This is a genomic window from Thalassolituus sp., from assembly GCF_984348125.1.
In genome coordinates this window covers 1-11,799 of record NZ_CFHJLR010000036.1, presented here as the reverse complement: position 1 = coordinate 11,799, position 11,799 = coordinate 1, and the positions used below count along the sequence as shown (strand labels likewise).

Below are 11,799 nucleotides of genomic sequence, written 5' to 3'. Positions count from 1 at the left end.
TATCCGCAGAGGTCAGCTCATTAGCGCCAGTCACATCAAACGTATCTGCACCAGAAGTACCTGTCAGAACGCTATCAGTGAGGTCAGCACTATCAATAGAGGTGAACTGATAATTTGCTGTATCCAGCGCGTTGTCAGTGCCAGTCAACGTTGAGTTAGTATCGTTAACAGTCACGGCATCATCACCAGTACCAGCGTCGATTGCTGACGCTGCATTAGTAACACTAATTTCGTTAGCGGTCAGTGTTGTGCCAGTCACTTCAAAGCTGTCTGCTTCAGTGCTGCCGGCGAGTGTGCCGCCATTCAGATCCGCATTTTCTGTCTCACGGAAAATGATGCCCAGAGTTTCGAGCGCGTAATCAACAGCACTACCCAACTCTGCGAACAGAGACGCATCGGCACCATCGGTGTTCACCTGATCAACACCATCATCCGCGTTGACTGCTGCAACGTTACTGAAGTTAATGCCTGCAGACGTCAGCGCATTCGCCCCCGTAACATCGAAGGTGTCCGCATTCGCCGTACCGGTCAGTGCATTATCAGCCAGGTCTACCGTTTCAACCGACGAGAACGCGTAGTTGGCGGTATCGAGCTCATTGTCCGTGCCAGTGAGCGTTGAGTTAGTATCGTTAACAGTCAGGCTATCAACACCGTTACCAGCATTAATGCCAGACGCTGCTTTGGTTACAGAGATAGCGTTAGCTGTCAGAGCAACGCCGTTTACTTCAAAGCTATCAGCCGCATCACTGCCTGCCAGTGCGCCATTGGCCAGATCCAGATTCTCTACCGAAGTAAATGCAATCTGCTGAGTCGTCAGAGCATTATCAACTGCAATGCCTGCTTCACTCGTCAGTGTCGCGCCATTGGTATTGACCTGGTCATCACCGTCGTTGGCATCCACCGAAGCAACGTTAGTGAAATCGATATCCGCAGACGTCAGTGCGTTAGCACCCGTGACGTCGAAGGTATCCGCATTCGCCGTACCGGTCAGTGCATTATCAGCCAGGTCTACCGTTTCAACCGACGAGAACGCGTAGTTGGCGGTATCGAGCTCATTGTCCGTGCCAGTGAGCGTTGAGTTAGTATCGTTAACCGTCAGAACATCCGCACCATCGCCCGCATTAATGCCAGACGCTGCATTGGTGACAGAAATGGCGTTAGCCGTCAGAGCAGCGCCGTTTACTTCAAAGCTATCAGCCGCATCACTACCTGCCAGTGTGCCGTTCGCCAGATCGAGATTCTCTACCGAGCTAAATGCAATCTGTTGGGTCATCAGAGCATTATCAACTGCAATGCCTGTTTCACTCGTCAGTGTCGCACCGTTGGTGTTGACCTGGTCAGCGCCATTGCCAGCATCCACAGATGAAACATTAGTAAAATCGATGTCCGCAGAGGTCAAAGCATTTGCGCCAGTCACGTCGAAGGTATCCGCATTCGCCGTGCCCGTCAGAACGTTACTCGCGAGGTCAGCGGTTTCCACTGAAGTGAACTGATAGCTCGCTGTGTTCAGCGCGTTATCAGTGCCAGTTAACGTTGAGTTGGCATCGTTAACAGTCACAGCATCATCACCAGTACCAGCATCGATTGCTGAGGCTGCATTAGTAACACTAATTGCGTTAGCTGTCAGAGTAGAACCGGTTACCTCGAAGGTGTCAGCCTTATCACTGCCTGCCAGTGCACCATTGTCCAGATCCAGATTCTCTACCGAAGTAAATCCGATCAGCTGAGTCGTAAGTGCATTATCAACCGAGGCACCCGTATCACTAACTAAAGTCGCGCCAGTGGTATTTACCTGGTCATCACCATTGCCGGCATCGACAGAGGCAACATTAGTGAAATCGACACCCGCAGACGTCAGAGCGTTAGCGCCAGTCACATCAAAAGTATCTGCGCCTGTAGTGCCCTCTATCGAGCCGCCACCGAGATTAATATCATTAACATCAGTGATAGAGATGTCTGCAGTACCGAGCGTTATCTCATTGTCAGCTCCAGTCAGCTGAGCATTACTTAATGTAGTGTTACCATTCTCGATAGTAACTTCGCTCGCGATAGCCGTAGCCCGACCATCTGTGCCAAGGTCGACCGATGCACTATTACCAATCGTTAGCTCTGTAACAGCGCTTCCGTCATTATCAATATCTAAGCTAGCTGAAACGCCATTTAAAGTGACCTCCGCCCCAAGCCTAACGGTATCCCCATCGATATTAATCGATGAGGCTGTCGCAGTACCTTCGAGGTTAATGGCGTTGTTGTATATCGAGGATGCATTGTGAGCTGTTAAGAAAATCTGCTGGGCAGTTAAAGCCCCCGTACTCTTAATGGCATTTGAATCGACGGAACCGGAACTGTCGAAATTACCTGATACTTCGAAACCTACAATTCCATCGGGATCAAAAGTAATCGTACCGCTCGAACCCGCGCCCATACCTATAAACTCGGAAACGGTAATATCCGCCTCGTTCAAAACTGAGCCGCCGACCAGTACAAGCCCCTGATTTACACCAGTTAAATTCGCGCCATTTTGAATCGTAATGACGCCCGATCCCGAGCCCAAGTCCAGATTATCTATTGTTCCGTCTAAGAAATCGGTAAGATCGCCGCCACCAGAAAAACCCGCTACCGCAAGGCTATTTACATTGATCACGGATGTGCCAGTAAGCGTAACCCCATTGGGGTTTACAAGGATGATATGACCATCGGCGGTTAGATTACCCGCAATATTCGATAAAGAATTGCCGGTTACCTGGTTTACAAGTATTGAATTAACATTTTGCTGATTGAACGTCACCGACGATCCATCGGAAATTCCAAAGCTCGTCCAGTCAGCAGAAACGCGGGTACCATCGACATCGTATGTCGCGCTTGTCGCGCTATTACCAGCGTCCGCATTAATTGTTCCCCCCTGAACATTTGTAAGGCCAGTCGGTAGCTCTGCCCACGCTACCGGCGCTACTACCTGCCCCGCAATTAAAGTGACATACACCCCACCTTTCAGGCCATCACGTACCCCGGCAAGGGTGGTACTCAGGGCTGATATAGCAACGCTCAGGGCATTTCTTCTGAAACTGTTTGATACGGTCTCAATGCGTTTTTTCGTGTAGTGGGTCATTGTCACTGCTCTCATTGCAAGGAGGGCTGAGCCCTCCGGTAGCTTATCCATGTGTACCGGCTGTCTGGTCGCCGGCGCTGCGCTTTTGTGCGTCAGAAATAAAAGTTGATGTCAGCGAATACTTCGATGGCATCAGGATTGTTATTCAGTGGTTCGGTACTGGCGTCACCATCCTGTGGGTCCAGGCTCGACTTGCCGTATACTGGGGTAGCAACAGACACTTTACTGCTGAAGGTCGAACCCCAGGTTGCTTTAAATACAAGGCCAGCGGCACTCATTTGTGCCCATTCGTCTTCTGCCAATGTACCGCTGTCCGTTATGAAGCCGCCGTTCTGAATGCCGTAAGCTAGATCAAATAAAATACCGGCCTGGAATACATCATTGAGCGTATTTCTACCGAAGAGATTCCACTCAGGGAGGTCGAAGTACCACTCGTTGCTTATAAATGCGGATTTATCAGCAGAGAAGTCGCCGACCTGAAAACCGCGAACGCCCGTTGAGCCGCCCATACTGAATTGCTCAAACGAAGGGAGCGACTGGTCGGTATGCTGAAGGCGAACGCTGGTCAGTAAGCGGCTGTATTTCTCGGTAAATGGCAGAGGAATGAAGAAGAGCGAGCTGGTATCAATCGCCGTGCGCACATAATTTTCATCAGCGCCCTCAACAACGTCGGTCTGGAAGCTACCGTACTGAACGCGGAGATTCGCGGTGTTGAGCATACGAATACCCGATTGACTCAAACCATCTATGTAGAAGTTCCACTCACCCGCGACGACATGATCTTCCGTCGACAGAAAATCGATATAGCTCTCTACCGTTGAGGTTTTATCGGTAACTGCCAGTCCAGTCGACATATTAAAGTCACGGGTACGGCGAATCTGATAGTCATAACGAAGTGCGTAGGTAGTATTTACACCGCTGATTTCCAGGGCGTTGATAATGCCGCCATCTTCGTCAACAAGATCGAATGTGTTGCGGTCGGCACTGATCGACACCCGGTTGCGCAGGTTAAATACAGGCAGAGAGTAACTGATCTGACCGAGATTACTGTGTGCTTCGCGCGTACCAATTTCGTCTGCAAGGCCGTCACCCGAATCATTCTGGCCGATATCTTCAGAACGTAGCAGGCCTATGCTCAGATTGTCGCCAATGCCTGCTGGGTTATGCCATTGCATATTGCCGTATGCGCGCGCTTTACCTGTAAACCGAGCACCGTGATTATCCAAACGCACGAGATAGGAGAAATCATCTTCCTCACGAACCACCAGGCGAAGCCGTGTTTCACCTGGATTATTACCCGCACTGAATGCTCCGGTCAGTGTCATGCCGGGCAGGTCATTGAGAATATAAAGCGCTTCTTCAACCTGCTGGCTGGTTACGATGCCACCAACGATATGCTCCAACGGAGACTCAAGCAGCTCCTCGCTGTAACGCTCATTACCCAGAGCTTCAAGCTGACCAAGGCGCCCTTCCATCACAGTAAAAGTCACTACGCCGTTCTCAACTTCTTGTGCTGGCAAAAGCACACGCGCCAGAAACAGCCCGCGCTTGCGGTAATAAATCGTCAGCAGGTTCGCAATTTCTTCCAGATCGGCAAAACTAAGGCCGCGGCTCCGCTTCTGGTCACGGATTAACTCAATCAGCGCCTGCATATCTTCATGAGTCAGGTCATCAACGTCTGAATCACTGCCAATGTCGCGCAGATATGCCGTGATCTCACGAAGTTCATCCGGCGTATAACCAGCATCACCACGCTGGTCTTCCTTCATATAAACGATGCGCAAACGCTCAGCTTCAGCCAGCACACCTTCGCGCGTGATACCAAACTCAGGAAACTCTTCCAGGCGTTCAAAAGCGAATTTGTTTACAAGAATACGGGGGCCCGCATCACGGTCATTAATATCTGGGATATCGCCATCCGTGCTTGGCATCAGATCTTTCTGACGAGAGCGCTGACGGAAGTCTTCATCTGCGTCCGGCTGATCATCAGGCGCATTAATACCAAACACATCACGTAAAGAAGATGCCTGTTGCGCAGAAACACCGGGAACGACCGGGTCTGCAGCCTGGACCACGCCAGAAGCAAAAAGTGACAGTAACGACAACGTAACACCCCGGCGCACGGACGCACCCAGGCTGGAATGAATCAACATATCCCTGTTCCTTAAACGTGCAGGCATGGCCGCACACATCTGTGTTTTAACAAGAAGCAGTAGAGCCGGGAAGCGGCCCACGTAACGATCTCTATGAGGAAAATTCTGAGACATCCTTGCCCTACTGAAATTGCAATCCGTTTAGGGTCTGCTCGGGGCAGAGCCGCATAAATCGGGCCTTATCAACGCTATATTGACGCCACACCCGGTAAAAATCGGCGGCATTATAGCAACATGATCAGAGCTTGAATACCGGCCTGTTAAAACACATAAAAGACGAATTCGATCTCTGAACGGGAGTTTACCCAAAGAGAATCACACAGCAAAGAGGCTCGCCGGACAGAAAGTCAGGCAGGGCTGAAATGGGAATTTATATTATTGAGTAGCCACTCAACAGAGTTATTCCCCGGAACGAGGCTGATTTCTGCGAACGGTCGTATCTTCACCCTGCCCACTCGGTACTGAGATAACAGGCGCTACAGACTGATTCGGACCCACGGTAACCTCAAGCATCCCGACACTGATATTATCGCGGCCACCACTGTGATTCGCATCATCAATTAAGCGGTAGCAACACTCGAGTGCTGGACGGTGCGTTGCCAGAACATGTTGCAGCTCGGCGTTATCGAAATACTCAGTCAGGCCATCAGAACAGAGCATCAGCAATGCACTTTCAGTTAAACGGTAGGTTTTGAGGTCGGGCTCTACATCCTCCTGAACCCCCAGTGCACGGGTGATGTGGTTACGCACATCGCTGGTTCTGGCCTCTTCCTCGGTGAGCGTACCCGCATCAATCATTTCCTGAACCACGCTATGGTCACGGGTCAGCTGCGTCAGCCCCTTTAGGCTCCAGTGATACGCACGGGAATCGCCAACATGGGCCACCGTGAGTTGATCCTGCCACACCACAGAGAGAACCACCGTCGTTCCCATGTGAGAAAAATCCGGGTTCTCCGCTTTCGCTTCAATGATAGACAAGTTGGCCTTGTGAATGCCGCTACGAACCGCAGACTGAATCATCAGTTTCTGTTGCTCAGGGGTACAAGCAAGGAACGTCGGGGTAATCAGCTGACTGAAACAAAGACTGATCGTCTGAATGGCAATCCGGCTGGCAAGCGCGCCACCGCTGTAACCACCCATACCGTCGGCCACAACAACGTACGCGAATGGCTGATCAGGATGAGCAAACCACGTAATTGCATCCTCATTTTCCTCCCTGATCTGGCCGATATCCGTGCGACCATTTACTGCAAGAGAGACGCTTCTGCTCATTCCATTTTCCATATCTCAAGTGAACAGAGCACTCGCCCTCCGGGCAGGCTGCGGATACAGCGGCTCTGTGTGGACTCGAGCGATTAAAACAAAAAAAGCTGAGCGGTGACAGAATTTTTCCTGATTCGCCTCTGGTTGATTTTGCAACACCTGTTCAGCATAATTGGCCTCACTTCAGCGTGGCAGCGTCTGAAACTTCAGGGAATCACCGTCAGCAGGGACACATACTCGACATGGCAAGACTGCCGCGTATCAACATCGCCAACATCCCCCAGCACATCATTCAGGTCGGCCACAACAACCTGAATTGCTTCTTCGATGACGAAGATTACGAATTTTATCTGGCGTCATTGCAGAAGGCGGCTGAGCAATACGATGTCGATCTTCATGCCTATGTATTAATGCCCAATGCGATTCAGATGGTTGCCACACCGAACATCGCAAATGGAATTTCATCCATGATGCAGTCACTTGGCCGTCGCTACGTTCAATACGTCAATCACCGTTACCAGCGCTCGGGCACCTTATGGGGTGGCCGCTATAAGTCCAGCGTCATTGATTCCGAGGCCTACCTGCTTACCTGCTATCGCTACGTTGAACTGAAACCCATGCATGAAGGGATTGTCGAGAGTCCTGAGCTTTACGAGTGGTCAAGTTTCAACCACCACACTGGGCGAAAGAAGAGCAAAATTCTTGAGGACCACCGGCTGTACCTTGCGCTCGGCGATACCTACGAAGAGCGTGCCAATGAGTACAGTAAGCTATTCCGCTATGAATTCGACCGCGGACTGCTTACCTATATTGCTGAAACCATCAAACTCGGCCAGGTACTCGGCGGAGATCAGTTCACCGAGAAAATTGAAAAAATTGCCAACCACCGGGTACGCCCACTTAAGCGTGGCCGCCCGAAGAAGAAGTCAAAACCCACCACCGCTTAATCGGCGAATACGCCCAGTGGCGTAATATTACGCATCATTGTAATTTTCTCGATCATCGCAAAAAATTTCTTTTAATAAATCGTGTCAGAGTCAAACCGCTCACTGATCACTGGCTTCTCCCATGTAGTTAAAGGCCCTGTCTGTCTGCAGCCAGCCTCGTGAAAGCAACTGCTATAAATTCGTGCCAGAGTCGAATAAATAATAAAAAATCAGGGGTTTTCGTCTCGGGTCTAATCTGTTTAACTTGGCCTCACTTGCCATATGGCCGTGGTTTAAGCGCTGAAAATCAGCCCGCACAGCCAAGGCTTGAAGGAAATCTTTAACTAAATACAGAGGAATTGTTAAATGGCTATCTACATGAATTTCAACGGCAACAACCCACAAGGTAACGTAACTGCTGCTGGTTACGAGAACTGGATTGAAGTTGATAGCATGAGCTTCGGCGTTGGCCGCTCAATCACCATGCAAGCGGGTGCAATGTCTAACCGTGAAGCATCTCGTCCAAGCATCAGCGAAGTGACTGTAACTAAGCCACTGGACGCTGCTTCAGGTGGCCTGTTCAAGTCATCTGTTACTGGTGACGCTGGTGTTAAGGTAGAAATCCACGTTGTTCAGACTGGTGCAGAGAAAGTAGAAAAGTACGCTGTCTACACTCTGGAAGAAGTAATCATCTCTTCTTACAGCATCAGCGCTGCAGCTGGCGGTGCTCCAGCTGAGTCTATCTCTCTGAGCTTCGCAAAAATCGAAGCTGACCTGACTCACGCTGATAAGACCAACAAGAATACTAAGAACATGAAGGTTGGTTACGACCTGACTACTGCAAAACCACTGTAATAGGGTATCCTAACCCCATTACATCTCAGGGCAGTCTGCAACAGGCTGCTCTGTTCTAAAGGATTCTAACGCAAGTGGAAGCGTAGCCCCCTCATTACGCTACCCATCACAAACGCAGTGGTGATATAGCATGACGGCACTCAGTCAGAACAACCGCCTTATTCAGATAACGACTCCGTTAGGTAAAGACGCAATGATTGTGTCAGAGCTGACCGGTGACGAATATATTTCAGACCTTTTCCACTTCCACCTCGACTTATATTCTGACAACCACGAGATCGCTCAGAAAGACCTTCTCGGTAAAGACGTTACTATCAGCCTGCAATCAGAAAAGACGAAAGAATCACGCTATATTCACGGCTACATCAACCACCTGGCAATGCTTGATGTTAACGACGAAGGATTACGTCGATATCGTGCTGAGGTAGTGCCAGGGCTATGGTTCACAACACTCGGTGCGAAAAACAGGATCTTCCAAAAGAAAACTGCCGATAAGATCATCGAAGAAGTTCTGAAAGAATACAGCAAGGTTGTCTCATTCAAGCTGAATACCAAAGGCAAGTTTGCCGAACGTGAATACTGCGTTCAGTTTGAAGAAACGGACTTTGCCTTTGTATCACGCCTGCTCGCAGAAGAAGGCATCAGCTACTACTTCACACACAAAGACGGTGAACATGAACTTATCTTTGTCGATGACGCACAGGACTTCGTCGACTCAGGCGCGGCCAAAGCAGAATATGATGGCGGCGGTGTTCAGCCAGACATTCCATCCGTGCACAGCTGGCAGCGGACCTTTAATTACCATACAAATGCATTCGAATTCCGTGATTACTCCGAGAACACGACGAGTAAAGATCACAAGCAGACAGTTAAAACCAAATCAGACCTGAATAAAATTTCAGGTCTGACTACCCAGGGATATGGTGCTTTCCACCTGGAGCCCGAGGGAGATAGCGAGCACACTCTCATCGATGCTAAGAGTAAGTCCTTCGCTGAGAACAGCATGGAAGCCGTTGAAGCAGGGTTCGACGTTGCACAGGGTACGAGCAATATCATAGCCCTATCGGCGGGTGCACGTTTTGAACTTGAACACCCTATTTCCAGCGAAACAGGTAAGTACCTGGTGACTCACCTCAGCATCATTGCCCGCGATGGTAATGGCGAATCAACCCAGAACTCGAACCGTTTCAGCTGCGTTCCATCCGATACACTGGTGAGACCTCAACACGATGCCTACCGACGCCAGGTTCACGCACCTCAGGTCGCAACCGTATGTGAAGTAAAAGCTACAGGCAGTGACAGCTCTAAAGATACTTTCACCCAGGTAAAAGTTACCTTCCCATGGAACAGTGCCCAGAATTCTTGCTGGGTACGAGTCGTGCAGCAATTCGCTGGTAAAGGCTGGGGCGCTAACTTCGTACCACGTGTCGACCAGGAAGTAGTCATCAGCTACATCAATGGCGATCCTGATCGCCCGCTGGTAACAGGAGCTGTTTATAACGGAACCAACGCAGGTCCGAACTACACATCGACACAAAGCGGCTGGAAGACCATGGTCAAAGACAGTGAGTTTAACGAACTGCGCTTTGACGATAAAAAAGGCAGCGAAGAAATCTATATGGAAGCCGGTAAAGACCACAACTGGATCATTCACAATGACCAGACCGGCACCGTCGAAAACGATCAGACCGTTACCGTTAAGAACGACCAGAAGCTGACCGTAGAACAGAATCGCACAGCAACTGTCAGTAAAGGCAACGACACACTGACCGTATCGAAGGGCAATCAGACGACCAAAGTCGACTCAGGGAACCATAGCCTGAAAGTCAGCAAAGGCACGTCAACAATCGATGCTATGGGCGCGATTAAGATTACCTCCAAGACCTCAATCGAACTGAAAGTCGGCGCTAACAGCATAAAAATCGACCAGAGCGGCGTTCAGATTAAAGGCACCATGCTTAAAGCCAAAGCCAGCGCTATTGGCGAAGTATCAGCCGGCGGCATACTCACGGTGAAGGGTGCCCTGACCAAAATTAACTAAGTGGTAACAGCATGACTCAGCTGATAAAAATACAGGCGCTGACTGCCGACGAACTGCTCAAAGAATTTGAATTAACTGAGCCGGAGGCCGCTGATGTCGTGATTCCTGATACAGCGCCGCAGATCAGTATCGAGCGCTTGATGGAAGCAGGTTACTACCAGGATGCCATCAAACTACTGGCCCACGGCCTGCCTAAGCGAGAAGCTGTCTGGTGGGCCTGCCTCGCTGCGAGAAAAGCCCAAAAGCCAGACACCGACGAACACAACATTAATGCCCTGTTGGCGACCGAAACCTGGGCTCGAAAACCCACAGAAGACCATCGCCAGCGCTGCAAAGAACTCGGTGAAAAAACACAGTACAAAACTGCAGCCAGCTGGGCGGCCACTGCAGCAAGTTGGTGTACCGGAAGCATGACCCCTCCGGGCGAACCTGAAGTACCACCACCAGCCTACCTATACGCCCATGCAGTGGCCGGCAGCATCACACTCGCCTCAGCCACGATCGACCCGGAAAAAATTGAAGACAACTATAAGCTGTTTCTCGCTCAAGGCATCGATCTTGCCCGTGGCGGAAACGGCATGATCGAAGGAGCCTGATCATGGGAAAGCCAGCCTCACGCATCACTGACATGCACGTCTGCCCGATGTCATCCGGCCCGGTACCGCACGTTGGTGGCCCTATTGTCTCTCCGGGCGCACCTACGGTGCTCATCGGTAATATGCCTGCCGCGACTCTGGGCAGCATGTGTGTCTGCGTTGGGCCTCCCGACTCTATTGTAATGGGCAGTGCAACCGTCCTGATGAGCAATAAGCCTGCAGCGCGGATGGGAGACTCAACAGCTCACGGCGGTAAGATTGTATTGGGCTGCCCTACCGTTTTGGTGGGCGGGTGAATGGTGAAGCTTTCTCTTTTTATCGTATTAATAATTGCATTCGTAGGGGCTAACGCGATGTCAAAGAACAATAAAACGTGCTTATTCTCAGCAATATCCGGCACGATCACGCTCAATGGCAAGCCAGTTGCAAATGCAAGAATAAAGAGAGTTTCAGACGAACGGATTGACGAGTCAAAGACGGATGAAAATGGCTACTTCAGCATGCCTTCTGTTTTCGACACATCCATTTCCAATGCAATCAGGAAGTTCGTTCCCAGTCAGTTTGTTTCCCCGCAGAAGATTTATGTATATGTAGATGGTATGGAACACCAAATACTTGGTGGCGTGAAGCGTCGCGAGAAAGAATTTTCTGAATCTCTAGGAAAACCTTGGATAGTCACCTGTGAACTTACGGACAGACCGGAAGTTTTTGAAATAGACGGCAACGCGTTTTATACAAAGTGCAAATGGGATGCAGAGCGTGACGAGGAATTGGAAATTCTACCACCAAGCTAATACGTTCAGTGTTCTGGTTGAATACCCCGGACACCTCAAGAAGAGATAAACTCTTCACCAAC

Annotated in this window: 9 protein-coding genes; 6 read left to right on the top strand and 3 right to left on the bottom strand. The window is 50.2% G+C overall.

Annotation, left to right across the window (positions count from 1 at the left end):
• The 3 genes from AC5E51_RS16025 to AC5E51_RS16015 all read right to left on the bottom strand — a co-directional run.
• A partial coding sequence (locus AC5E51_RS16025; RefSeq protein ID WP_491778819.1) for a beta strand repeat-containing protein occupies positions 1–3,109 on the bottom strand: 3,109 nt, incomplete at its 3' end.
• 92 nt (positions 3,110–3,201) lie between these two features.
• Positions 3,202–5,262 carry a ShlB/FhaC/HecB family hemolysin secretion/activation protein gene (locus tag AC5E51_RS16020; RefSeq protein WP_491778818.1) on the bottom strand — a complete coding sequence of 687 codons (2,061 nt, stop codon included), beginning with the start codon at positions 5,260–5,262 and terminating at the stop codon, positions 3,202–3,204.
• 399 nt (positions 5,263–5,661) lie between these two features.
• Entirely contained in the window at positions 5,662–6,534 is an 873-nt protein-coding gene (locus AC5E51_RS16015; RefSeq protein WP_301376872.1) for a Stp1/IreP family PP2C-type Ser/Thr phosphatase, read from the bottom strand.
• A gap of 233 nt (positions 6,535–6,767) precedes the next feature.
• On the opposite strand from AC5E51_RS16015, the gene AC5E51_RS16010 reads away from it, so the two are divergent.
• The 6 genes from AC5E51_RS16010 to AC5E51_RS15985 all read left to right on the top strand — a co-directional run bounded on the left by AC5E51_RS16010 (position 6,768) and on the right by AC5E51_RS15985 (position 11,737).
• Positions 6,768–7,472, top strand: coding sequence for a transposase (locus AC5E51_RS16010; RefSeq protein ID WP_068436235.1), 705 nt, complete (start codon positions 6,768–6,770; stop codon positions 7,470–7,472).
• A 345-nt stretch (positions 7,473–7,817) separates the two neighbouring features.
• Positions 7,818–8,306: an Hcp family type VI secretion system effector gene (locus tag AC5E51_RS16005; protein ID WP_068436237.1), complete on the top strand. Its 489-nt coding sequence runs from the start codon at positions 7,818–7,820 to the stop codon at positions 8,304–8,306.
• Between the two features lie 130 nt (positions 8,307–8,436).
• A complete protein-coding gene (locus AC5E51_RS16000) occupies positions 8,437–10,347 on the top strand; it encodes a type VI secretion system Vgr family protein (protein WP_068436239.1) in 1,911 nt (636 codons plus the stop codon).
• 11 nt (positions 10,348–10,358) lie between these two features.
• Positions 10,359–10,943 carry a DUF6931 family protein gene (locus AC5E51_RS15995; protein ID WP_068436241.1) on the top strand — a complete coding sequence of 195 codons (585 nt, stop codon included), beginning with the start codon at positions 10,359–10,361 and terminating at the stop codon, positions 10,941–10,943.
• Positions 10,944–10,945: 2 nt separating this feature from the next.
• A complete protein-coding gene (locus AC5E51_RS15990) occupies positions 10,946–11,239 on the top strand; it encodes a PAAR domain-containing protein (protein WP_068436243.1) in 294 nt (97 codons plus the stop codon).
• Positions 11,240–11,737 (top strand): DUF6795 domain-containing protein, encoded by a 498-nt coding sequence (locus AC5E51_RS15985; protein ID WP_068436245.1) that lies wholly within the window; start codon positions 11,240–11,242, stop codon positions 11,735–11,737.
• Positions 11,738–11,799 lie beyond the last annotated feature (62 nt).